The organism is Paenibacillus litoralis (assembly GCF_046244365.1).
Classification (GTDB): Bacteria; Bacillota; Bacilli; order Paenibacillales; family NBRC-103111; genus Paenibacillus_V.
This window is the reverse complement of the sequence record NZ_CP176395.1, coordinates 2,429,882-2,455,605: the sequence shown is the minus strand read 5'-3', so window position 1 is coordinate 2,455,605 and position 25,724 is coordinate 2,429,882. Positions and strand designations below refer to the sequence as shown.

Here is a 25,724-nt window from a genome sequence, read left to right as displayed (position 1 = left end):
CTCTTCGGCTCGGACGTGGGCTGCGCTTCAGGTTGCCCGCGCTTCTTCTTACCGGATATATACGCCTCCGAACGGCAGCAGCTCGCGAAGCGCCCTGCGAACGATGCCGTCCTTATGGATTTGCTCGTCGAGCTGCGGATCGCGGAATCCGGTTTGCATCAATACCGGTCCTCTGCCCGTTATTTCCCACTGTACGTTCATATGCTGGCTGGCCAGCTGATTGCCGTAAACGGACAGCTTGATCGCCGCATTCTCCGGATAGGCGACGAGCGACCCCGCCTCCACGAATAACGGCCGCTCGGGATCCAACTGCAGCGTTGCAAGAGCTCCGGAAGACAGCAGCCCCAATTGACCCGGACCCTTAAACTTCATGCGCACCCATTCCCGCGTAATCCAGACGTTTTTGATCGTTTGCACCTTGCTTTTCATCGATAAACCGTCCGAATAAAATAGCACGTGTCGGAAATCGAACAGCAAATCGCTTTCCTCGGGGATCTCGATCGTTTCTAGCAAGCAGCCCGGCGGCAACCCGATGATCAGCTCGGCGGGTCCCATGATGCGCGAACGAACCAGCTTCTTTTTACGGTACATGCCAGCCAGGTCCATGATCTTGTCTTCGCGGTTTTGCGGAAATCCTTGATACGCGAGCAGCGCCTTGGGATGGAGCAGCTGCAAGGCATCCTCGTCTCCAAGCGTAATATGGATATGTCCCACATTGGGAGGTGTCGTGATATTCATTTGATGACGCCTCCGCGCGAATGCCTCTGCCTGCGCCACACCGCGTAGCGCCAGACGCGGATCGACAGGACGTAGCCCGCGGCAAGCAGGACGGCTGTAATAATCAGCGACATCCACCTGCGGTACAGGCTTTTTTTATCCGCCTTATCCTGCTCGAGCTGCTCCAATCGCTGCGTCAATTGCGCGTTCTGGGCTTGGAGCTCGTCCTTCTGCTGGCGGAACCGGTTATTTTCCTCCATCAGCTGCCTCTGCTCGGCCGCGTATTTCTCCATCGAAGCTTGCGCCTCCTGCAGCTTCTGCTGCTGCTGTTCAAGCGATTTTATCGTGTCCTCGTACTGCTTGCGCAGCTCGTCCACCTTCTCGGGAGCCGAGTATATATCCTTAATACGATCGATCACGCTGGCCTCCGCCGGACGCTCCAACAGGAAAAAGAAAAACAGAAAGGCAAATAAAGGCCAAACGAAACGATAATTGCTCATCTTTTTCCTCCCCCGCCTTTCGGCACGCACGCTCGACAGCGCCTTTTGACAAATTTCGATTATCTCTAACTATATCATAAAACGGACGAGACATGCCTTTGGTTGCATAGCTTTCCATTCGGACGCCAAAAAACCGCCAGACATGGTCTGACGGCGAAGTTTCTATTAAAAAGAACGATACGCTTGGGCGTATTTCCTGTCGGTCAGCCCAGCCCGTATGCCTGCTCATAAAACAGGCCCCTAACCCGAAGGATCAAGCTTGCCGCTCCCTGCGCTTCCATAGGGAGGTTCGTCGTTAGTGCCGTCGCCGGACCGCTGCCGTTCCGCAGCTCGATTTTCAATACGGTATTGTACGTCGCCATTTTATAAGGAACCGTAGGAGCCGAGTAAGCCGCAGCTCTTGCCCACAAACCTGTATCCGCGGCCCGCGACTGAACGACGACAAGCTCCGCCTCCTGATAATCGGCATGGTTATCGAAGGTCACGCTGGTGACAAGACTATACTTCGCTTGGAACGCTTTTTCACCGAGAAATAGGCCCTTGCTGTAGTCGTCATTCATCGTGCTCCCCGGAACGGGCGTCGGCGTCCATACTTGGTAATCCCAGCCTGCTTCCTTGATCGCATAACGGAACAAGGCTTCGACATCTTTGCTTTTGGCGCCGGCGCTTATGGTAAAAGGCTTGGTCAAACGGTGCTCGATAACCCCATTGTTGTTGCGGAGCTCAATCTGAAATTGATACTCCTTCAAGTGTATGTGGGCCAGTCTGCGGAAAGAAGGCGTAATGAGCGCGCCTTGACAGTGCTCGATTTCCTGATAGATCGCATTCGTACGATTATAAGGGAACTCGCAGTTGATGAGCCGCGGCAGCACGGTATGTTTGGAAGCACGGATCGGACCGCTTTCCGCCCGGCAATTGATAAATGCGGGACGGATAACCCGGTCCAGCACGATCGATGCGCTTTCACGCGTTTGAATCGAACAGTTGACGAAACGCGGATGATTGATACGGTAAGGAACGCCGCTGCCGATAAAGCCGTCGATTTTGAGCGGCGTGCTGTCGGGGGCGATCCGGCTTTGCCAGCCGGCGGCGAACACGTTCGAATGATGGTCGGTTCCGGAAAAAAAGCATTCGGACACGAACAAATGGGACAGGCCGAACGCACCCTCTGTCAAATCATCCCCGGCCGGCTTGAGGAATCCGGTTTCGTCAGGCGGTACCCCTTCGTCGCCGCCAAGCGCCGCCATCCCGATTTTCCCCTGAAAAATACAATTATTGACCACGCAATACTCGATCGCGCCGAATTCCTGCGTAGCCCCGAGGCGCCCCGAAGCGTCCAAGAGAAGTCCGGCTTTCTGCCAGTAGCCTACGACGCCGATTCCGTTTAGCTTGACATGATCCGCATTGTCGATCCAGAGCCCCACATCGAACATGGCATGCTGATCCGTATCGGAAGTCGTAATGTTCCCGTTCTCATCCCGAATTCGGAACGACGACAATATTTTGAGATCGGACAGCTGCACCCCGTCCGCATCCGGCTCAAGCTTTACCGCGCAGGTGAAGTTTTGGAAGTCGGACCGGTTCGTGGAGAACGTAACGGAAGCGTTTCCAACGAACTTCAGGATCGTACCGTTCTCCATATCCAAAATGCTGTTCGGAACGTTATTGCGCAGCTGGCCGAACGGAAACCACGAGGAACAGCCCGCTCCTCTCACGAACGTATTTCGCGGAATCGTGATCGTATCGGTCAACTTATAGACACCTGCGGCAAAACGAACTTCCTTTCCTCTCGCAGCCTGCATCGCCGCACGGACAGACAGCGTATCGTCCGTTTCCCCGTCTCCTTTTGCCCCGAACCACTTGACCTGTAAAGCGCCGTCAAACATACGCTTGAATCGCCCGCCTGCGGCAGCCGCAACGACCGTCCCCGTATTGTCAGGCGTTGTCGTATCCGACGGGTCGTAGCCGAACATGCCTTCCTGCAAGGTATCAATCACATAGTAAACATAATCGGGGTTCGGATCCGTTTCCGCTCTCAACTCGGCGATCGTTACCGCGATGACGAAATCCATATCTTTCAGGTCTTTCACCTTTACCTTATCGAGCCCGTAGACGGACTCGGTCACCGTTCCGCCTTTGGCTTCCGCCGTTCCCGGTAAACCGCCCTTCCATACGCTTTCCGTCAAAACGGCTGCCCCAGCCATTCCCATCGATGCGAGCAAAGCTCTACGGCTTATCCTGTTTCCAGACATCCCGATCCCCTCCGCAATGTGATTTGATAGTCCATTCGTCCAAACGACTATGACTGCAAAACAGTCTTCAGCACCGGCAGCAGCCGATCCGCCATCGTTTTAAATCCGAGATCGTTCGGATGCACGCCATCCACCGTACATTCGTGGTCATTCTCGCCGATCAGACTCGTACCGTCCACGAACGTCAAATTGCGCTCCCCTTGGCTCCGTAAGCTTGCGACCAGCTCCTGTTGAAAATGAAGTCTCTCTGCCCGGTCCGCCTGTTCGGCACGTTTCAGAAACTCGAAACGGATCGCGATTTTGGACAGCAGCACGATCGGCACCTCGGGGTGACGGCTTCGGTAAATTCGGATAAAATTAGGCAATGTCTGCCTGTAATAGGCGGTACTTAAACAGTTGGCTTCATAATCAAGCAGAAGGCAAGCAGGATTTTCGACCCGGCCGGCCCATTCCGCGAGCTCCGGTTCGCCGCGCCCGTTCCCGGAGAAGCCCAGATTGATAAATTCAAGGTTGATGCTCCGGCTCAAAATGTTCGGATACGCCATCCCCGGCCGCGAAGCGCTGGCCCCTTGCATAATCGAAGTACCGTACAGAACGACCCGTTTCCCGCTGTCGTACGGCGGCGGCGGCAGCACCTGCGCTTCTGCTTCCAAGCCGATGCTAATATCGTCCACACCTTGATATAGCGGGAAATTGAGCGTAATCGTCCGCATCCGCGACTCGCCCGGATCAAACTCCAGCACCGTGCTCTCGTATTCCTTTAACCGCGGATCAAACTTGACCGTCCCGCCGTATACTTTGAAGCCGGGCTCGCCGACATAGGCGTCGAAACCGCACTGGCCCGTAGCCGGCATATGGTACATGAGCGCGGGAGCCTTGAGGGCGACTCGTAATTCGACTCGCCGCGAGTCGGTCCGGAAACAAATTTGGCCGCCCGCCGTGCAATCCGCCAACTTATCGACAGGCTCCCGGACCGCCCCTTCCGGCAGATGCGGCAGTCTGCGAAAACCGCCCCCGTCGCGCAGCCAAGCGAAGCCTGATATCCGGAACGGCGGCTGGAGCGGAGAGTGCCATACAATGGCACCTTCCCCGCTTCTTCCGTCCGTTCTCATAAAGCGGTCCAGCTTATGAATGTCCATGCCAGACTTCCATCGCTTTCCTTGCTTCTTCAGTCAACACGCTATCCGCCCGGCAATACGTTTCTATTGGAATCCCTTGCAGCGAAGCCAAATATTTGGCGGACGCCGGATACGAGAACCGGAGCAGGGCGTCGAGATAAACAAGCTTGTTATGCAGCGCACTTGCTTCCGGCTCTTTGCGCATAGCCGCATTCCAAAAATCAATGACCGTTTTGCCTGAAGCCGCCGAAACGATCGCCATAACGCCCTTAATGCCTAGCGAAACCGACTCCAGCAAGTATGGCGTATTCGCCTGGTACACGATGGAATCCGGCGCGGCTTTCACTTTTTGGCTGATGCCTTCAAGCGTGCATGTCGTATCCTTCAGTCCGAGTACCCCGTGCGATGACACGAGCTGTTTGTAAATCTCGGGCTCGACACGGTAAGGATGAACGAGCGGCCACTCGTACAAAATGACCGGGACCCCGGCTAGATCCGCCATATTCGCCATGTATGCATGCAGCCGATGCTGATCCTCTCCCATGCCGTTCGGCGGCACGAGAACGACGCCGGACACGCCTGTTTCAATCATCCTTCGCAGCTCATCCGGATGATCGTCCGGGTTCGGCTCCAGGTTTGCCGTAGCCACTACGGGAGTACTCCCTGCGAGGTTGACCGCCCTGCGTGCCAATTCCAGACGCTCCTCGAGCGTCAGCCATTTCATTTCGCTGCTGCCGCAAACGGCGAACAGTCCGGCCGGTTGAAACGACAGCTGCCAGTTCACATATTGCTCGTACACGTCCCAATCGATTTCCTTGTTGGAACGGAATGGCGTAAGCAGCAGCGAAAACACGCCGGTAAACTTTTGATAGTCGGTACTATTCAATGGTTTGTCCTCCTTTAACGCTAGTAAATCAAATCCCGGAATCCCGCAACCCGGTGAAACGTAATCAGATTGCCGTTATGCGCGTCCTTGGCCCTCGCATCTCCAGAACGGCTCAGCACGCAGAGATCGTCGCCGTCTATAGCCATGCTGGCATAATGCCGTGATTGCCTTGGCGAATCGCCTGCCGTCACCAAGCCCGCAAAACACCAGTCGACGCAGTTTTTCGAAAAATGCAGCTGCAAGCGGTGCCGTTCGTTGTTCGGCAAATCAAACCGTTCTGCCGGCAGGCGGTCCACCCTCGTCATGCTGTCCGTAGCTTGCGAGCTTAGCAGCCAGTACATGTTCGTGATTGCATCGTACAAAATATGAAATTTCATTTGTCCGCCGGGGCACGGCAAAAATGCGGCCGTTTTGCCCGAGGGCGTTCGTTCGAGCATCGTCTCCATGCGTCCGTCCTCGTGTTCGACCACCTTGGCAATTGCGGCATATCCCGTACCGCCCGTATGCGCCCGCATCCAGAGATGAAACGTCCGGCCTGAAGGATCGTGCCAATAATGGTCCGGATCGGTAAACTGCACAACATTCGTTTCCAGCCAGCCGACCAAGGCGCTGTTCACTTGATTCGGCTTCGCCGTGCGCTGCTCGGTGAAAAAGGGGACGCCGAAATAGTCGAGGCGGCCGGACGGTATCGCTTCCTCGGCGACCAAGCCGCTCGCGAACGTCCAGCTTTCCGCAAGCGTCATATCTGCATCGGTCTTTGCGCGCATCAGGATCGGTTCGATTTGACTGACGGGCCAGTTCGTCAATTCGTGCTCCCGAATGTTTTCCATAACCAGGTAGACGTTTCCGTTCGCCTCATGCACATTGCACGGAGCTTGATGCCAGTCGCCGGAATCCGTCAAACGAACCGGCTCCGTCCAAGACTCTCCCTTATCGTCGGAGCGCATGATCAGGATGTTTTCGCACTGTCCGATGACGTACAAGGAGCCTCCCGCGACGAACGGTCTCGCGTGCATGAACGGAAAATCGTGCACATGCCGCCACGTCCGTCCCTTATCGTCGGAGAGGAATATTTTGCCCTGCGTGATGTAGCCGCGCCTAGAGCCCTTAGGACCTTCCAGCTCCTTGACCCCTTTACCTCCGAGATCCATGGTCGCGATCAACCGCCCGTCAGGCAGAACGACGATCCCCGGACTGTAACCATAGACCGATTGCGGATCGGGAGATTCGAACAGAACGACGTATTCGTCTGCCAAGGGGCGGATGCGGTTTCCGCCCGCATCGCCCCCGCTGCTTTTCATAGCCTCGTTCAACTCTTTCTCCTCCCGTTCAGTTTTTGATAAACGCATCATAAGCAGCCTGCTTGATTTTAATCATTTCCTCGATACCCATTTTCTTCAGCTCTTGCGTGAAGCCGTCCCACTCTTTCTCGACATTGCCGTCGATTATCCATTTCGCTTCCATTTTTCGAATGTACGTACTGATATCGGTATTAAGCACGCTCATCCGGTTGTTTTGCTCCGCAGTCAAATAAAGGTTCGGGTAAGCACGGTCCTCTTTGACGATGTTCGGCTTATAAATCTCGTAAAAGTTTTGCCGCAGCTGATCGCTCTCATTTTTAACGAGCTTATTTACCCAATCTTTCGAAATCATTAGCGGGAGTGCCGTCGAAGGCGATACGCTGCCGATCCAACTGCTCGTATCCGTTCCTTTCGGTGCGTCGATAACCTCGAACATCCCGTCCGAACGCTCCTTCAAATGCGTGCCGATCGGACCGCGTTGGAACTGCAGGACGGATTTGGGATCGTTCATCGTATCGACGAGTCGCATCGTTACTTCCGGATTTTTGTTGGCCGATGTAATGGAGAAGAAGTTCTGTATAATCCGATTGTCCTGTCTGCGCCATAGCTGATCGCCATTCGGCCCTTTCAATGCGGGAATCGCTACGTAATCCTTCACGCCTTCGTTACCGAACTCATAAACGCCGTTGAACGAGGCGACGAGCCCGACTAACTGAGGGTTGCTTTGCGTCTTCGACAACATCTGCTTGGCGTCCTGGGTGAACGTTTCTTTGTCGAAAAGCCCTTCACTGTAAAGCTTGTTGATAAATTTGATGCCTTCCTTGTAGCCTGCCTGCATCGGATCGAATACGACCTTCTTGTTGTCGACGGAGAACATCGTTAAAGCATCGACGACGCCGAAAGCGCCGAACAATTCGTAATAGCCGTTCGTGGAAGCGCCGTGACGGAACGTTGCTGGAATTTCGTCCGCTTTGCCATTGCCGTTCGGATCTTTCTCCTTAAACGCTTTCAATACCTGGTAAAGCTCCTCCGTCGTCGTCGGAACCTTCAACTGCAGCTTGTCGAGCCACTTTTTATTAATCAGGAACGCGTTGCGGAATTCAAAAAATGATTTGTCCTCGAACCACGGGATCGAGTAAATATGACCGTCCGGCGCGGTTGCCAATCTTCGCACCTGGGGGTTTTCGTCCAATATTTTTTTGATGTTCGGGGCGTATTTCTCGATCAGCCCTTCTAAAGGAATGAGCACGCCTTGGGAGCCGTATTTGACGACATCCTGCGAATTCAATCCATTAAAAAATGCATCCGGAATGTCCCCGCTGGTAAACATCAAATTTTTCTTTTCCTGAAAGCTGGCCGCGGGTATCTGCTCCCAGTTGATGTTGACGTTCGTTTTGTCCTCCAGATCGCGAATGGTGGCCATCTCATCCCAGTTTTTATGGTAGTCCGCTTTGACGACCGGAATGCGCAAGCTAACCTGTTTTTCGACGATCGGCAGTCCTGTCTTACGGAAAGTTTCCGGCGTACTGCCGGTGCTGGCCGGCTCCGTTTTAGGACTCTGGCTGCAGCCTGTGACCGCTGCAACGGCAACGATCGTCGTAACGAGCAAACTTTTTTTCATTGTTGATGCATCCCCTTTATGTTCGAATGAATATAGCAATTTCGGTCAGCCCTTTAACGAACCGATCATGACGCCTTTGGCGAAATATTTTTGTACGAACGGGTATAAGACGAGAACGGGTAGACTTGCAACGATGATGACCCCGTATTTGATCGTCTCCGCCATGTTGCGCGCTTCTCCGCCTTGTCCGAGGTTGAGCGTCTCCTGCACTTCGTTCTGGAGCAAAATGTTCCGTAAAATGAGCTGCAGCGGATACATCCGCTCATCATTCAAATAAATGAGCGCACCGAAGAACGCGTTCCAGTGACTAACCCCGTAAAACAACACCATAACTGCCGTAATCGCTCTGGACAAGGGCAGCACGATCCGAACGAAAAAGCCGAAATCGGAGCATCCGTCGATCGCCGCCGCATCGCGGAGCTCGCCGGGAATCATATGCTGGAAAAACGTGCGAGTGACGATCAAATTCCACACGCTGATTGCACCGGGCAAGATGAGCGCCCACATCGTATGGATCAGATGCAATTTTTTGATAAGCAGATAAGTCGGAATCAAGCCGCCGCTGAAAAACATCGTGAATGTGATCATGATCATGAACGCGTTTCGTCCGTAAAAATCCTTACGCGACAAGGGATAAGCGCCTGTCAGCGTCATCGCTACGTTAATCAATGTCCCGACCGTCATGTACAGCAGCGTATTCCGGTATCCGATCCAAATCGCATCGGTTTTGACAATATTCCGGTACCCTTCCAAGGTGAATTGCTCGGGAAAGAACCAGACTCTCCCTCCATTAATGGCGTTCGGATCGCTGACGGAAGCGATGGCTACAAAATAAAGCGGATACAAGACAGCGAGCATCGCAATTGTTAAAAAAGTAATGTTCAAGCCATCGAAAATTTTGTCAGACTTCGTACGTAAATCCACGCGAGCGCTCCTTTCTACCACAAGCTTGTTTCCGTCAGTTTCCTGGCTCCCCGGTTGACGAGGACGAGCAGAACGAAGTTGACCACCGAGTCGAACAAGCCTACTGCGGCTGAGAAGCTGTACTGCGTGCCGAGAAGTCCCGTTTTGTACACATAGGTGGAAATAATTTCGGATGAGTCGATGTTAAGTGAATTTTGCATCAGAAACGTCTTCTCGAAGCCTACGGTCATGATGCTTCCCAGATTGAGAATAAGGACGATAATCGCCGTTGGCATAATCGACGGAATGTCGATGTATCGGATCCGCTGCAGCTTGCTCGCCCCGTCCATAATGGCCGCTTCATGCAAACCGGGATCGACGCCGGCCAATGCCGCCAAATAAATGATTGCTCCCCAGCCTGCCCCCTGCCAGACGCCCGATAGCACATACAACGACTTGAACCATTCCGGCATCGCCAAAAAGAAAACCGGTTCTCCCCCGAAAAACGTAATGATCTGGTTGACCAGACCGCTGCGGGGCGACAAAAAAACGGCAAGCATGCCAACCAGTACAACCGTAGAAATGAAATGCGGCGCATACGTAACGGTCTGGACGAATCTTTTGAAGCGTTGACTCACAAGCTGGTTTAACAGCAGCGCGAGCAAGATCGGAAGCGGGAACGAAACGACCAATCCGTATACGCTTAACCCGATCGTATTGTTGATGACCGTCCAAAATTGGTACGAGTTAAAGAACCTTTCGAAATGCTCGAAGCCTACCCATGGACTGCCGAAAATTCCCTTCGTCGCGATAAATTCTTTAAAAGCAATTTGTATCCCGTACATAGGCATGTAGTGGAACACTATAAAATAAACGAAGGTCGGCAGAAACAATAAGTATAGTTGATAATTGCTTACCATCTTTCGGAAAACCGTTCTGCCCGAGTGCATCGTGTTCACCCCCTTTTGCAAGCACCATAACAAAACAAAACGGAAACTGTAAATTTACAATTTCCGTTCCGGGTTGACGAACGATTACATTCGGGAATTGATTGGTTTTGCACGCTTAGCAGGGCTTTACATCAAACGATTGGGCGACTCCTTCCGCCTTTCTAGGCCTCACTGTAACCGATTGACGGTTTCCGCACTCCTTTGCAGATCATTACATTCTAGGCTACAAGGTGCTTATTGGCGGTGCAGCGACCGATATTCGCCCGGTGTGAGCCCTTCCGTTTCCTTAAACTTGCGGATAAATCCGGGGACGCTGCCGTATCCGATTTGCGTGACGATCTCGTTCAGGTTTTCATTTCCTTCCCGCAGCAGCCGCTTCGCCTTATCCATCCGCACCGAATTGACGTAATGGGTGAGCGTTTGACCGGCTTGGTCTTTGAAATACCGGCTCAAGTAAGAAGCGGACATTTGAAAATCATCGGCCATCATTTGCACCGAAAAATGGTAAGATCCGTAATGCTCGTGAATGTAGGCGATCATTCGATCCTGCAGCTGGGCGTTTCCGCTTTCCTTGCGATCCCGGATCATGCTGCATATATCGATACTGATCGTACGAACCAGCTCTGCGAGCTCATCGACCGTCTCGAATTCCGTCAGCGTCATAACGTCCGGGTACGATTTCTGCTGGTCATTCAAATCGAGATTGAGCTCATACATGATGGCAAAAATGACGTTGATCAGATCGTAGCACATGCATTTCGCCATATATAATGGAATTTGCTCGCCTTTCATCGTCGCGATAAGCTGGTTGAGATAAAACTCCACTTCCTCCGTATTTCCCCGCACAATGTAAAGCTTGAGCCGCTCCCATTCGCTCTTCGGATACCAGCTGTCGCGAGTGCCTGATCGGAGCGTAATTTCGCTGAAAAAAATGATTTGTCCGTGGCCCTTGATTAACCGGTAATCGATCGCGCTGCACGCCTCGATATACGATTTGCCGATCTCTCCAACGTTCCTATACGGACTGCCGACGCCGACGGTCGCTTGCAGGCCGTGCTCGCTCAGCATATGCTCTTGGACTCGAAGCAAATACGTCTTGATCACTTGTTCGCTGTCCTCGTCCGTGCCGAAAATGAACGTAAGCGTCCCCTCTTCGACGTTTTCCTTGCCATACCCCTCGATTTGCTCCGGAAGCAGCCCTTCCACTTCCTTAATGATCAAATCCCCGTGCATGCCGCTTTCTTGCTCCTTCTTGGAAAAATAAACGATCGCCACCCATAATTGCTGTTTCGTCAGACGGAAGTCCGCCGCTTCCCCCCTCCGGTTGAACTCTTCGACATCCTGAAAATCGCCCTTCAGCAAATTGAGCAGCAGGTAGTTCTTGAGCGCGGGCTTGCTGCTGCTGATTTTGCGTACCAATTCATCATTATTGTCCGATATGTAACGAAATGCCGACTGGATCGACTCAATTTCATTCCCGTTCCGTTGGGGCAACTTAATCGTACGGTCCGCTAACGTTTTTAAACGCTTGATCGGCTTGTAGTTCAGCGACATGACATAGTAGATCACGACGCTGCCCACGATCAGGACGAACAACAACCCGAACAGCGTCCTCTGTTTGGCGAGCTGGATGCTGTTCATAACCTTATTCTTATCGACGAGTGAGACGTAGCTCCAGCCCAAGCTCTCCGATTTGATATAGCTGACAATATAGTCGTTTCGGGACAACCGGACTGTTTGCGAGCCGTTCTGGCGTTCCATCGGCATAGCCAGGAGCAGCTCGTTCAGTTGCGACTCTTCGATATTCGCGAGCGATGTGATCAGTTTTCCTTCCCCGTTCAGAATGATCGTATTACCGCCGTAGTCGCCGAACGATTTTTTTATCATATCCCGAAACGCATCTTCTTTGATCAGAAAAACAGCCGTACCGTAAGGTTTTACGTCCCGATAAGGGATCGGAAGCAAGTAGGTTATAAATCGCTCCGGGCTGTTCATGGCAACCGTTTCCGCGCTTCTAAGCAGCGGCTTGTCTATCGTTTCGATCGTTTTGTAGAAGTCCTCGGCCCTCCATGCTTCATAGCGGAAAATTTTATCCGTATAGGTTCGGGCGTCATAAGCGCTGTAAGGGGAATAAAGCTTCTCCCCTCCGCGGTAATACAAGAGCATATCGTGAATCAAATGGTTCGCGCTGCTGTAATTGCGAAGCTCGAGTATTGCGTTCATTTCGCTGTATGCACTTTTGGTTGCCGCGTAGGGCGTAAGATTCGGATTGGAAGCAATATGATAGGCGATATTGCTGAACTCGTTCATTTTGACATCGATCGTATCCTTCACCTGGGCGAGGAGGTTCAAGTTTCCGCGTATGACTTCCTCCCGCAATAATTGTATGAAATAGCTGTACACCGTAAGGCCGATAATGATGATCGGCAGCAGCAAAACAACGATGTAGGAGATCATGTACTGGTAAAACAATTTGTAGTTTAGCTTGAAACCGAGCATCGCAACGTTCCCCTTTATTTGTCTATCGACAGCGAGCAGCCGTATATGTAATCGTTTTCATCCCTTATTACTATAACATAATTTCCAGAAGCAGCGTACATAAGATGTTAGGTCTACGCTAACGCCAAAAACCGCCAGACATCGTCTGACGGTCAAAGCTCTTTTTAACATTCCGTTCTATTCTACCCGAACCGCGATTTGCTGTGCCGTCAGGCATAGCTCCGCCGCCTTGAAAGCATGCTCCTGCGTCATTGCGTTTTCCGTACGGTTCAAGCAATCCAAGATCAGCTGCCCGAAGAACGGAAACCCGACTTGCCCGCGCAGCGAATAATGCTTCTCGCCTTCATGGTTGACCAAATACAGCTGATCCCCGTCTTTATCCCGCGCAATATCGATATATTTGCGAAGCTCGATATAGCCGTCGGTACCGAGGATGATCGTCCGTCCGTCTCCCCACGTGCCGAGCCCGTTAGGCGTCAGCCAGTCGACGCGGAAATAGTTCGTCGCGCCATTGTCGGCGATCAGCGTCGCATCTCCGAAGTCCTCCAGCTCGGGGTATTCCTTGCTGTTGTAGTTCGCCACTTTGCTGTGCACCACTTTGGCGTCCTTCGCCTTGGAGAAGAACAGGAACTGTTCGATCTGGTGGCTCCCGATATCGCACAAAATGCCGCCGTATTTCTCCTTTTCGAAAAACCAGCCCGGCCGCGATGAAGCGCTCAATCTATGAGGACCTGTTCCGATGACCTGCACCACGCGCCCGATCGCGCCTTCCTCGATCAATTGTCCGGCAAAAACGGCGCTTTCCACATGCAGCCGCTCACTGTAATAAACCATGTATTTACGGCCTGTTTCTTTCGTCATGCGCCTGGCCGATTCCAGCTGCTCCAACGTCGTAAACGGCGTTTTGTCCGTGAAATAATCCTTCCCGTGCGACATCGCCTTCAAACCAAGCGCGCAGCGCTCGGATGGAACCGCAGCCCCTGCGATCAACTTCACCGATTCATCATTCAGAATCTCATCCTCGGAGGAAGCCGCTTTGACGCTAGGATAACGCTGAATGAACGCATCCACTTTCGCAGGATCCGCATCATACACCCATTTGAGCTCGGCTCCCGCCTCGATAAGTCCGTTGCACATGCCGTAAATATGCCCATGGTCCAAGCTCATTGCCGCGAAAGTGAATTGACCCGGCTCTACGACCGGCCTCGGCTTCCCTTGCGGCGCATAATTCATTCCGTCGTGCTTTTGCATATCGTCATCCCCCGGTTTTCATTATGGTAGCCTAGTAGTAAAATCGATTATTGCTTCCTTTGGTCGCCTTAATGCACATATATGCACACGTTAACATAACTTAACATTACTAGTTTACAACGAGACGGAAGCAATCTCAACCCTTATTTTCTCCAATAAAAAACCGACCGCAAACGCGATCGGAACGAGTCATTAAGCCGGTTTTTTTATGCTCCTGAACTTCTTTGCCGGAAATTGCAGCAAGAACGTCGTTCCTTTGCCCTGCTCCGTTTCCGTTATTTGAATCTCGCCGCCGTGTTTTTGCATGACGCCATAGCAGTAACTTAGGCCCAAGCCGAAACGGTTCGACATTTTTTTGGTTGTAAAAAAAGGATCGAATATTTTCTTTACATGCTCTGGCGATATGCCGGAACCGTTATCCTTAATTTCGATCAGCAGCGCTTTCTTTAAGGTTTTGGTCTCGATCAGCAGTTCGCCGCGCCCTTCTTCCATCGCATCCGCAGCGTTCAGGCACAAGTTGTTCAGCACTTCTTTCACATGGTCGGCATCGCAGATTAAATAACCGTCAGCCTCGTTCCTCAGCCTGATCGTCATCCGTTTCGAATCGAATACGGGCTTCAGCGTTTGTACGGTATACTCGATTAGAGGCGCGAGCTCATGGGTCTTCTCCACTAGCAGGATATCGTCCGCCTTTTCCTTGATCCGCTCGATCATGCCAAGCATATGCCTGGCTACATCGTCGATAATGTCCAGCTGCTCGATTGCCGCTTCATCCTTATTTTCGCGAATATTCCCCTTCGCCCGCTCGTTCAAATAATTGATCTTGCTCAGCTCGTTCTTAATCGAATGGTTCAAAATCGATGTTCCCAGCGTCAACGTTTTCATCGAGTAGTCGTACTTTTGCCGTTCGAAGCGGAGCTTGATACCCCAAATCCCGTATTTCCCTCCGAAATAAATAAAGAACAACACGATCCATAAAATAATTAAATAATTGAATTCCCACAGCCCGTTGCTCTCGACGATAAAGCCGTCCGTGGAGAAGGTAAGCCTCGACATGCCGGCGAAATCCATCATATACGCCCACAGGAGCGCCGTAACCGATACGAATGTCGTACGGACATGGCTGCGTTGGAGGAGCCGGTTCTTTTCCCTCCGGGAATGAAGAATATACAGCAAACAGGTTGCCAGTAAGTACATGCCCGCCACGTATCTGATCAAAGATATGTTCAGGATTGTCGCCGAGTCCGTTGCAACGTCAATCACGAGCAGCAGAGCGGGCAGCAGCGCAAGCAGCGAGAAAACAGGCAGCCAATGCTTTCTCGGAATCCAGGAGCCGAAGAGGATCGAGGAAACCAGCCCGACCCCATTCAAAAAGTACCAATAGGCATAAGCGGCCGCTATGCTGATCCAAATCAGTGTTTGCTTTACGGATAAAGGCAAAACATAATACTTCTCGATAAACGGAATGATCGTCAGGTTGATGGAAAACGCAAAGCTGCTGCACCCCGCCACCAGCATCAGGACGCCGAAGCAAAAGGAAAATGCCGTCCTGCCGTTCCGGATCAGGATCGCTCCCATTAACCAAAGGGAAGCGAACATAAGAATATAGATAAAAATGGATTTCACCCGCTTGCTTAAACGTTAAAATCACCATTGCCGACACTCATTATATCAAGGCCGGCTAAGTTCCGTAAATATTTTCCACACCGAAATTTGATGAAATCTATAAATAAACGCAAAAAATCTTCCCGGCTATATTGCCGAAAAGATTTCTCATCCTTTACTCCCTGAAAACTAGATGCGAAGTTCTGCATTCATCCTTGTTCCTTTTGTAGTCCTTACACCTGTCGATGTAAAGATGTTGGATAAGCCCTCGACCGATTAGTATTCGTCAGCTGCATGCATTGCTGCACTTCCACCTCGAACCTATCTACCTCGTCGTCTTCAAGGGGTCTTACATACTGGGAAATCTCATCTTGAGGGGGGCTTCACGCTTAGATGCTTTCAGCGCTTATCCCGTCCGTACTTGGCTACCCAGCGATGCTCCTGGCGGAACAACTGGTACACCAGCGGTACGTCCATCCCGGTCCTCTCGTACTAAGGACAGCTCCTCTCAAATTTCCTGCGCCCGCGACAGATAGGGACCGAACTGTCTCACGACGTTCTGAACCCAGCTCGCGTACCGCTTTAATGGGCGAACAGCCCAACCCTTGGGACCTACTTCAGCCCCAGGATGCGATGAGCCGACATCGAGGTGCCAAACCTCCCCGTCGATGTGGACTCTTGGGGGAGATAAGCCTGTTATCCCCAGGGTAGCTTTTATCCGTTGAGCGATGGCCCTTCCATTCGGTACCACCGGATCACTAAGCCCGACTTTCGTCCCTGCTCGACTTGTCTGTCTCGCAGTCAAGCTCCCTTATGCCTTTGCACTCTTCGAATGATTTCCAACCATTCTGAGGGAACCTTGGGGCGCCTCCGTTACGCTTTAGGAGGCGACCGCCCCAGTCAAACTGCCCGCCTGACACGGTCCCTCTCCCGGATCACGGGAGTAGGTTAGAACCTAGATACGATCAGGGTGGTATCCCAACGTCGCCTCCACACAAGCTGGCGCTCATGCTTCTAAGGCTCCCACCTATCCTGTACAGATCGTACCCAAGTCCAATATCAAGCTGCAGTAAAGCTCCATGGGGTCTTTCCGTCTTGTCGCGGGTAACCTGCATCTTCACAGGTATTAAAATTTCACCGGATCTCTCGTTGAGACAGCGCCCAAGTCGTTACGCCATTCGTGCGGGTCAGAATTTACCTGACAAGGAATTTCGCTACCTTAGGACCGTTATAGTTACGGCCGCCGTTTACTGGGGCTTCGGTTCACAGCTTCGGGTTGCCCCTAACCGCTCCCCTTAACCTTCCAGCACCGGGCAGGCGTCAGCCCGTATACTTCGCCTTGCGGCTTCGCACAGACCTGTGTTTTTGCTAAACAGTCGCTTGGGCCTTTTCACTGCGGCCCCCTCGGGCTATTCACCCTACCGAGGCACCCCTTCTCCCGAAGTTACGGGGTCATTTTGCCGAGTTCCTTAACGAGAGTTCTTCCGCGCGCCTTAGCATGCTCTGCTCGCCTACCTGTGTCGGTTTGCGGTACGGGCACCTTCGCCTCACTAGAGGCTTTTCTTGGCAGCATGAGTACAAGACCTTCGGTACTTTCGAAATTTCCCTCCCCATCACAGCCCAGCCTTTCGATGTGCGGATTTGCCTACACATCAGCCTCACTGCTTGGACAGACACTTCCATCCGTCTGCGTCCTTGCCCTTCTGCGTCACCCCGTCGTTCAAACGGCTACGGTGGTACAGGAATATCAACCTGTTGTCCTTCGACTACGCCTTTCGGCCTCGCCTTAGGTCCCGACTTACCCTGAGCGGACGAGCCTTCCTCAGGAACCCTTAGGCTTTCGGCGGACAAGATTCTCACTTGTCTTTTCGTTACTCATACCGGCATTCTCACTTGTGTACTGTCCAGCCGTCCTTACGATCGACCTTCAACCTATACACAACGCTCCCCTACCCAACAACATTGCTGCTGTAGCCATAGCTTCGGTGGCGTGTTTAGCCCCGTTACATTTTCGGCGCAGAGTCACTCGACCAGTGAGCTATTACGCACTCTTTAAATGGTGGCTGCTTCTAAGCCAACATCCTGGTTGTCTTTGCAACTCCACATCCTTTCCCACTTAACACACACTTGGGGACCTTAGCTGATGGTCTGGGCTGTTTCCCTCTTGACAATGGATCTTAGCACTCACTGTCTGACTCCCGGACAGAAGTATGTGGCATTCAGAGTTTGACTGGACTTGGTAACCCTTGGCGGGCCCCGCACCCAATCAGTGCTTTACCTCCACTACTCTCATTCCGAGGCTAGCCCTAAAGCTATTTCGGGGAGAACCAGCTATCTCCGAGTTCGATTGGAATTTCTCCGCTACCCCCACCTCATCCCCGAATTTTTCAACATTCGTGGGTTCGGGCCTCCAGTGCGTGTTACCGCACCTTCACCCTGGACAGGGGTAGATCACACGGTTTCGGGTCTACGACCACGTACTCATTCGCCCTATTCAGACTCGCTTTCGCTGCGGCTCCGCCTCTTCAGCTTAACCTTGCACGTGAACGTAACTCGCCGGTTCATTCTACAAAAGGCACGCCATCACCCATTAACGGGCTCTGACTTCTTGTAAGCACACGGTTTCAGGTTCTATTTCACTCCGCTCCCGCGGTTCTTTTCACCTTTCCCTCACGGTACTGCTTCGCTATCGGTCGCTAGGGAGTATTTAGCCTTGGCAGATGGTCCTGCCGGATTCATACGGGGTTTCACGTGCCCCGCACTACTCGGGATCCGTCTAGGGATACGTTCGTTTTGAGCTACAGGGCTGTTACCTGCTATGGCGAGCCTTTCCAGACCGCTTCACCTAACGAACTTTTCCCACATTGACGTCCCACAACCCCAAGGAGCAAGCTCCTTGGTTTGGGCTAATCCGCGTTCGCTCGCCGCTACTGACGGAATCACTATTGTTTTCTTTTCCTCCAGGTACTTAGATGTTTCAGTTCCCTGGGTATGCCTCCGATACAGCTATGTATTCACTGTATGGTACACGCGCATTACCACGTGCGGGTTCCCCCATTCGGACATCCCCGGATCGACGCCTGCTTACGGCTCCCCGAGGCATTTCGTTGTTCGCCACGTCCTTCATCGGCTCCTAGCGCCTAGGCATCCTCCGTGTGCTCTTAGTAGCTTAACCAATGATCTCTCTCGAGATCGCTACAAAAAAACTAAGGATGTTTTGCATTGCTTCGCTATCTAGTTTTCAAGGAACAAACTGTTGAAAAGCCAATAAATTGACCCTTCAAAACTGAACATGAGCGAGTAAAACCAGCTTATTGATCCGACGGCCTACAGCCATCATGATCTCCATAGAAAGGAGGTGATCCAGCCGCACCTTCCGATACGGCTACCTTGTTACGACTTCACCCCAATCATCTACCCCACCTTCGGCGGCTGGCTCCTTGCGGTTACCTCACCGACTTCGGGTGTTGTAAACTCTCGTGGTGTGACGGGCGGTGTGTACAAGACCCGGGAACGTATTCACCGCGGCATGCTGATCCGCGATTACTAGCAATTCCGACTTCATGCAGGCGAGTTGCAGCCTGCAATCCGAACTGAGACCGGCTTTTTAGGATTCGCTCCACCTCGCGGTTTCGCAGCCCGTTGTACCGGCCATTGTAGTACGTGTGTAGCCCAGGTCATAAGGGGCATGATGATTTGACGTCATCCCCACCTTCCTCCGGTTTGTCACCGGCAGTCATCCTAGAGTGCCCAACTCAATGCTGGCAACTAAGATCAAGGGTTGCGCTCGTTGCGGGACTTAACCCAACATCTCACGACACGAGCTGACGACAACCATGCACCACCTGTCTTGGATGTCCCGAAGGAGGGCGCTATCTCTAACGCTTGCATCCAGATGTCAAGACCTGGTAAGGTTCTTCGCGTTGCTTCGAATTAAACCACATACTCCACTGCTTGTGCGGGTCCCCGTCAATTCCTTTGAGTTTCACTCTTGCGAGCGTACTCCCCAGGCGGCATGCTTAATGTGTTTACTTCGGCACCAAGGGTATCGAAACCCCTAACACCTAGCATGCATCGTTTACGGCGTGGACTACCAGGGTATCTAATCCTGTTTGCTCCCCACGCTTTCGCGCCTCAGCGTCAGTTATAGGCCAGAAAGTCGCCTTCGCCACTGGTGTTCCTCCACATCTCTACGCATTTCACCGCTACACGTGGAATTCCACTTTCCTCTCCTACACTCCAGTTGCCCAGTTTCCAATGCGACCCAAGGTTGAGCCCTGGGTTTAAACATCAGACTTAAACAACCGCCTGCGCGCGCTTTACGCCCAATAATTCCGGACAACGCTTGCCCCCTACGTATTACCGCGGCTGCTGGCACGTAGTTAGCCGGGGCTTTCTTCTCAGGTACCGTCAAATGAAGAGCAGTTACTCTCCTCACCCTTCTTCCCTGGCAACAGAGTTTTACGATCCGAAAACCTTCATCACTCACGCGGCGTTGCTCGGTCAGACTTTCGTCCATTGCCGAAGATTCCCTACTGCTGCCTCCCGTAGGAGTCTGGGCCGTGTCTCAGTCCCAGTGTGGCCGTTCACCCTCTCAGGTCGGCTACGCATCGTCGCCTTGGTGAGCCGTTACCTCACCAACTAGCTAATGCGCCGCAGGCCCATCTGTAAGTGACAGCTTGCGCCGTCTTTCCTGATCTCTCCAGGTGGAGAAACCAACTATCCGGTCTTAGCACACGTTTCCGTGAGTTATCCCGGTCTTACAGGCAGGTTGCCTACGTGTTACTCACCCGTCCGCCGCTAACCTTTCCCGAAGGAAAGATCCGCTCGACTTGCATGTATTAGGCACGCCGCCAGCGTTCGTCCTGAGCCAGGATCAAACTCTCCATAAAAGTTGAAGCCGATCGAACACGAAAGATATCGTGCGGCTCGTCAGAGCCGGTTTTGCCGGAGGCAAAACTTCTGAAGCTTCGTTTTATTTCGATATTGACTTGCTCATGCGATTTGTTGCTTTGTTTTGCTGGCTTTATTCGCTCATTGTTCAGTTTTCAAAGGACAATTCGTTTTGCTTGCTTTTGCGTCCCAACCGCTTGTCTCTCTCGGCCGGAATTACAGATTATCATGTTTCAAATCTTTTTGCAAGCTTTTTTTGAAATCTTTTTTCCTCGCTTCGTTCTCTTCCTTTCTTTCAAAAGGTGTTGTCCGAAGCAGGAACCTTAGAATAGCACGGTAACAGGAGATGGTCAAGCTTTTTTTCGACATGATTCAACATTTTCAATGAACCGCACCGGGCCGCTCATTTCCGTACGCGATACACCGCATTCGTCTCTTCCTGCCAAACCATCTGAAAGTCATGAAAACCCGCCGTTACCAAAAGACGAAGCTCGGTTTCGATCGAGCACGGGATATCGTAATGGTACTGGAGATCGGGAATCTCTAGCCCGACGATGCTTTTGTATGCCTCAAGCCACCTTTCCTCGCGCTCCGGCGTCTCGACGTAATCCCCTTCGATATAGTGTCCTCCGGGCTTTAAGGCCGTATGAAGCTTCTTATATAGCGCAAGCTTGTCGTCCGCCAGCAAGTGATGCATGGTCATCGCCGATACGATATAGTCGTACCCGCCCGGCTCGAAATCGATCTCCAGATAGGAGCCTCTTACGATCGTGAGCCTGTCGGACCAAAGACGATACTTGGCAAGCAGCAGCTCGAGCATATTTTCAGAAACGTCCACGCAGGTGATACGGGCGTTCGGCGCTTTTGCCAAAATCCATTGGAGCTCCGTCCCGGTTCCGCAGCCTAAGTCAAGAACCCGCACCGGCAAATCCGTAACTGCGATCGGTTCGGACAGGCTCGAATAAAAAGAATCGAAAGACGGGATCACGCCTCTCATATGCTGGTCATAGCCGCCTGCTCTTTGATTGAAAAAAGAAGACATTTCTTCTAATGGAACATTTTTTGCTTCAGACATAGCCGGTCACTCCTTCCGCTCTCTTGCCTATCAGCATAACAGACGGCCGCTTAGGGCGCCCGGTAGAGAACGACTTTAAAAAAAATCACCCCGCAGCACTCTGCAGGGCAATACGTCATTATCAGCTACCGCTATGGGCCCGATCTCTGCCTGTCAGCTTTTTCAGAACTGCGGCATCTTCTAGAAATTGCGCTTCTTCGCCGTCTTTGACGAACTCCATCAGCAAAAAGCGGTCGCCGTTCAAAGCTTCCAGCGCATCGATATACCGGCGCCACGGCTCGATGCCTTCTTCTAAAGGCAAATGTACGCCCGGCTCCCAATGAAATACATGAACGTTGGATAACTGCGAAGACAGCTTATCCAGCGCGCTTACATTTTCGGTTACATTCCATTCCGGCTTGTGCTGCCAATAGGTCGACACCGATTCGTGCCCTACCCGCTCTAGTAAGCGAAGCGTTTGTTCCGTACCGTCCGTCAGCGTGTTGGCATGAAATTCGAAAGCGATTCGGATGCCCTCAGCGCTCGCGCTTGCGGCTGCCGCCCTCGCATCCCCGGCAACGTTCCGCCACCACTCTTCATCCGCCTTGTCCGTCCCCTTGTTGCCTGCCCAGATCCGGATCGACGGAGCTCCGAGCGCTTTGGCGGTTTCCAGAACGTCCGCGAACGACTGGCCGCAGCCCGCTCGGTAGTAGGAGCCGTACGAAGCGATCGTTAACCCCGCGTCGCGCGTAGCCTGACCGATCTCTCTGGCCCTCTCCAAATTTCCGGCGGGAACATGAACGTCTCCCCCCCACTCGATGGCGTCCAATCCGGCTTTTGCTACTAAGGCAATGATTTCTTCCGGGCTTTTCTGACGAAACGTAACCGATACAAGTCCGGTAAACAGCATTCGGTATTCCCCTCTCCGTTAACTTGCTGGAGACGCTGCCTGAACACGATCCATACTTGCCAAACTCCAGCCTTACATCTCGCCGTAATTATATAATGTGCACCCGATTCAAACAAACCTTTTCCCGTGTAATACGCATCAGGGCACCCGTGAATGAAAGGATCCGCCCATTTTTCATCCTTCAGGCAAACAATCCGGCAAAAAAGCCATACTATCCATTGGATGGAATCCATGGAAGACAAATTCGGCTGCAGTCGCAGTAAATAACCGATTTGCCACCGGAAGAGCAACATGATATATTTATGATAATGATTATCATTATCGTATATTAAAGGAGGAAATCCTCATGCAATACCGCATAGAGAAGGATACCATCGGAGAAATTCGAGTTCCCGCGGATAAAAAGTGGGGCGCACAAACCCAGCGCAGCTCGGAAAACTTTCGGATCGGCACGGAATTAATGCCGCTCGAACTGATTCGCCAGTTCGCCGTCCTCAAAAAAAGCGCCGCTGCGGTGAACCGCGGCCTCGGCAAACTTGACGCCGTCAAGGCTGAAGCGATTATTTCGGCCGCCGACGAGATTCTGGAAGGCCGCTGGGATGAACACTTCCCGCTTGTGGTTTGGCAAACGGGCAGCGGTACGCAATCCAACATGAACGTTAATGAAGTCATCGCCCATCTTGCAAACGAAAAATTAGAGGCTCAAGGCAGCGAGTTGAGGATCCATCCGAACGATGACGTAAACAAATCCCAGAGCTCCAACGACACGTTCCCTACCGCCATGCATATGGCTGCTCTGACTTCCGTCGAGGATCTGGTCCTCCCTGCTATCGCCTTGCTTAAGGAAACGCTCGCACGTAAAAGCGAGGCATTCGCGAACATCATCAAAATCGGCCGCACCCATTTGCAGGACGCCACCCCGCTTACGCTCGGACAGGAAATAAGCGGCTGGCACCGCATGCTCGATAAAACGGAACGGATGATCAAGACAAGCGCCGATTCGCTGCGCGAGCTGGCGATCGGCGGCACGGCGGTCGGCACCGGCATTAACGCGCATCCCCGCTTCGGCGAGCTTGTTGCCGATGAAATCAGCCGCTTGACGGGCAAAACCTTCGTTACCGCAGCGAATAAATTTCATGCGCTGACCAGCCATGACGAGCTTGTCTATGTGCACGGAGCCCTGAAGGCACTTAGCGCCGATCTGATGAAAATCGCCAACGACGTCCGCTGGCTTGCAAGCGGTCCGCGGAGCGGCATCGGCGAGATTACGATCCCTGCGAACGAACCCGGGAGCTCGATCATGCCAGGCAAAGTGAATCCGACGCAATCCGAGGCGATGACGATGGTCGTCTGCCAAGTCATGGGCAACGACGCCGCTATCGGCTTCGCGGCCAGCCAAGGCAATTTCGAGTTGAACGTATTCAAGCCGGTTATCATATACAACTTCCTACAGTCCGCACGCTTGCTCTCGGACGCGCTGCACTCGTTCAACGACAACTGCGCCGTCGGCATCGAACCGGACGAAGCCGTTATCCGCAGCAATGTGGAACGTTCGCTAATGCTTGTCACGGCACTGAACCCGCATATCGGTTACGAGAACGCGGCATCCGTAGCCAAGACGGCGCACAAGGAAGGCATTACGCTGAAGGAAGCCGCACTCCTAAGCGGTTTGCTGACGGAAGAGCAGTTCGATCAAATCGTTCGCCCCGAACAAATGATTCAACCGAAGGAGTGAAGCGACATGTGGAACGTTATCCCCGTGAACGGGATCGATATCCCCTCCGTTGAGGGAACGAACGGCGGCCGTTTGGCGCCATACGACCTATACCGAGCAGCGATTGCTCGGATAAACGGGGCAAGCAGCATCGAACCTGGCCAGTTGGTTAACTGGCGTACAATCGAATAGGACGCGGGCGATTAGCCCCCGTCCTATTTGCATTGCCCGCTTCAGCTCTCGAAACCTTTCAACCAGCAGTAAATGGCATCGGCCATTTGATTGTATCCCGTATCAGCCGGGTGAACGGCGTCCGTTTGACGGACAGTCGTCGTGCTATTTCTTGCATTCACAGCAACTGTTGACACACTCATATTGTGTTCTGTGTCAAGGATCGCATGAAGCGGGACAAGGTAAATGTTCTCTGCGGTCCGGTTTTGGAAAGCGGCCAGAATCGCTTTATTCCATTGGAACCAGTTACGCTTATATTGCCATCTCGTTTGTCCGGAGCCGTAGTTATTCCCGAATGCATCCTGATGTTTTGACGGCGGGATCGTTAAGCACATACCGATCCTAATGTTCGGGAACAATGTCTTCATAGTAGCGATCATGTTGTTATAAGCGGTGACCGCCGCATTAGCGACGGCATGAGCGCCGGAATCGCTCGTTTCGTTGAAAATATCATTGATCCCCAAGTGGAAGAACACATAATCGACCCGGGTATATCCTTGACTGTGCATATATTGCGAAAAGTTAAATGCACCATTGAACACAAAAGGGCTTGAGGCATTCGTAAAATATTGATCCACTCGCCAGCCGCCTCGTCCTTCGTGAAGGTTCGGTGCCGTTCCTTGCGAACCCAGCAGCTCGATGTCCATCGGGTCGGAGCTGAATAGGTTGAGCAATTCGCCGGTATATTTACCGGCAGCCGTCGTGCTATCCCCAATAAACAAGGCTTTTTTCGTAACGCCGCTTCCAACGCTGCCCGATTTGACGATTACCGTGGCTGAAGCCGTACCAACCTTCTGTATGCTCTTTTTGTCGTACACGTTAATCGTGATCGGGTATGTTCCTGCCGTATTCGTGTTCAATGTCCAACGTTCATTTTGCAGGATGCCGATTGAGCAGACGACGTCGAATAGATAGTCACCCGCATCGCCTATAATCAAATTGTCAAAGTAAATGTTGATTTCTTTGCCTGTCAAAGCGTTTATCGTCGGGGGCAGTTGAACCTCAATCGCATCATTTGGCGGATCAACCTTTTTTCTCGTGTCTTGAGGCGTTGTTTGTTTCTCTGTCGGATTTGGAATTACTGACTGCTTCCCCTTTTCAACACTCGGTTTGTCATCAGATGCTGCTTCTTTGCCCGCATTTCTGCCGTACAGAATCGCAAAAGCAGCGAACACCAGTACGAGCGCAAAAGTACTTCTTATTCCTTTCCTACTCCCATGCTCCGTCATATGCTCGCACTCTCCCTATGAAATTGCGGATTCGTCGATGCACCAATCCGATATCGATTGATAGGAATTCATCGACTCGATCTCGATAAG

17 protein-coding genes and 2 rRNA genes are annotated in these 25,724 nt (G+C 52.3%); 2 read left to right on the top strand and 17 right to left on the bottom strand.

Annotation, left to right across the window (positions count from 1 at the left end; genetic code table 11):
* Nucleotides 1-48: 48 nt before the first annotated feature.
* The 16 genes from ACKGJP_RS09865 to ACKGJP_RS09790 form a co-directional block, all read right to left on the bottom strand.
* Complete coding sequence (locus ACKGJP_RS09865) at nt 49-738, bottom strand: AIM24 family protein (RefSeq protein ID WP_409345485.1); 690 nt, start codon at nt 736-738, stop codon at nt 49-51.
* Nucleotides 735-1,217: a hypothetical protein gene (locus ACKGJP_RS09860; RefSeq protein WP_409345484.1), complete on the bottom strand. Its 483-nt coding sequence runs from the start codon at nt 1,215-1,217 to the stop codon at nt 735-737. Before ACKGJP_RS09860 ends, ACKGJP_RS09865 begins: the two co-directional genes overlap by 4 nt.
* Before the next feature lie 203 nt (nt 1,218-1,420).
* Complete coding sequence (locus ACKGJP_RS09855) at nt 1,421-3,469, bottom strand: hypothetical protein (protein ID WP_409345483.1); 2,049 nt, start codon at nt 3,467-3,469, stop codon at nt 1,421-1,423.
* A gap of 47 nt (nt 3,470-3,516) precedes the next feature.
* Nucleotides 3,517-4,608, bottom strand: coding sequence for an SGNH/GDSL hydrolase family protein (locus tag ACKGJP_RS09850; RefSeq protein WP_409345482.1), 1,092 nt, complete (start codon nt 4,606-4,608; stop codon nt 3,517-3,519).
* Nucleotides 4,595-5,473 (bottom strand): dihydrodipicolinate synthase family protein, encoded by an 879-nt coding sequence (locus ACKGJP_RS09845; RefSeq protein WP_409345481.1) that lies wholly within the window; start codon nt 5,471-5,473, stop codon nt 4,595-4,597. The genes ACKGJP_RS09850 and ACKGJP_RS09845 overlap by 14 nt, the downstream gene beginning before the upstream one ends.
* Before the next feature lie 20 nt (nt 5,474-5,493).
* A complete protein-coding gene (locus ACKGJP_RS09840) occupies nt 5,494-6,786 on the bottom strand; it encodes a sialidase family protein (RefSeq protein WP_409345480.1) in 1,293 nt (430 codons plus the stop codon).
* Nucleotides 6,787-6,802: 16 nt separating this feature from the next.
* On the bottom strand, nt 6,803-8,395 hold the full coding sequence (locus ACKGJP_RS09835; protein WP_409345479.1) for an extracellular solute-binding protein: 1,593 nt from the start codon (nt 8,393-8,395) through the stop codon (nt 6,803-6,805).
* A 45-nt stretch (nt 8,396-8,440) separates the two neighbouring features.
* Nucleotides 8,441-9,319, bottom strand: coding sequence for a carbohydrate ABC transporter permease (locus ACKGJP_RS09830; RefSeq protein WP_409345478.1), 879 nt, complete (start codon nt 9,317-9,319; stop codon nt 8,441-8,443).
* A 14-nt stretch (nt 9,320-9,333) separates the two neighbouring features.
* Complete coding sequence (locus ACKGJP_RS09825; RefSeq protein ID WP_409345477.1) at nt 9,334-10,248, bottom strand: ABC transporter permease; 915 nt, start codon at nt 10,246-10,248, stop codon at nt 9,334-9,336.
* 234 nt (nt 10,249-10,482) lie between these two features.
* Nucleotides 10,483-12,747: a helix-turn-helix domain-containing protein gene (locus ACKGJP_RS09820; protein ID WP_409345476.1), complete on the bottom strand. Its 2,265-nt coding sequence runs from the start codon at nt 12,745-12,747 to the stop codon at nt 10,483-10,485.
* 177 nt (nt 12,748-12,924) lie between these two features.
* Nucleotides 12,925-13,998: a Gfo/Idh/MocA family protein gene (locus tag ACKGJP_RS09815; RefSeq protein WP_409345475.1), complete on the bottom strand. Its 1,074-nt coding sequence runs from the start codon at nt 13,996-13,998 to the stop codon at nt 12,925-12,927.
* Between the two features lie 192 nt (nt 13,999-14,190).
* Nucleotides 14,191-15,624, bottom strand: coding sequence for a sensor histidine kinase (locus ACKGJP_RS09810; protein ID WP_409345474.1), 1,434 nt, complete (start codon nt 15,622-15,624; stop codon nt 14,191-14,193).
* Nucleotides 15,625-15,859: 235 nt separating this feature from the next.
* Nucleotides 15,860-18,778 (bottom strand): 23S ribosomal RNA (locus ACKGJP_RS09805).
* A 176-nt stretch (nt 18,779-18,954) separates the two neighbouring features.
* Nucleotides 18,955-20,495 (bottom strand): 16S ribosomal RNA (locus ACKGJP_RS09800).
* Together the 16S and 23S rRNA genes form the textbook arrangement of a ribosomal RNA operon.
* Before the next feature lie 404 nt (nt 20,496-20,899).
* On the bottom strand, nt 20,900-21,571 hold the full coding sequence (locus tag ACKGJP_RS09795; RefSeq protein WP_409345473.1) for a class I SAM-dependent methyltransferase: 672 nt from the start codon (nt 21,569-21,571) through the stop codon (nt 20,900-20,902).
* A gap of 121 nt (nt 21,572-21,692) precedes the next feature.
* Nucleotides 21,693-22,460, bottom strand: coding sequence for a sugar phosphate isomerase/epimerase family protein (locus ACKGJP_RS09790; protein WP_409345472.1), 768 nt, complete (start codon nt 22,458-22,460; stop codon nt 21,693-21,695).
* Between the two features lie 346 nt (nt 22,461-22,806).
* Here ACKGJP_RS09790 and fumC point away from each other — a divergent pair, with 346 nt between their 5' ends.
* A complete protein-coding gene (gene fumC / locus ACKGJP_RS09785) occupies nt 22,807-24,195 on the top strand; it encodes a class II fumarate hydratase (RefSeq protein WP_409345471.1) in 1,389 nt (462 codons plus the stop codon).
* Between the two features lie 6 nt (nt 24,196-24,201).
* A complete protein-coding gene (locus ACKGJP_RS09780) occupies nt 24,202-24,366 on the top strand; it encodes a hypothetical protein (protein ID WP_409345470.1) in 165 nt (54 codons plus the stop codon).
* 41 nt (nt 24,367-24,407) lie between these two features.
* On the opposite strand, the gene ACKGJP_RS09775 is transcribed toward ACKGJP_RS09780, so the two are convergent.
* Complete coding sequence (locus ACKGJP_RS09775; RefSeq protein WP_409345469.1) at nt 24,408-25,634, bottom strand: SGNH/GDSL hydrolase family protein; 1,227 nt, start codon at nt 25,632-25,634, stop codon at nt 24,408-24,410.
* Nucleotides 25,635-25,724: the final 90 nt, after the last annotated feature.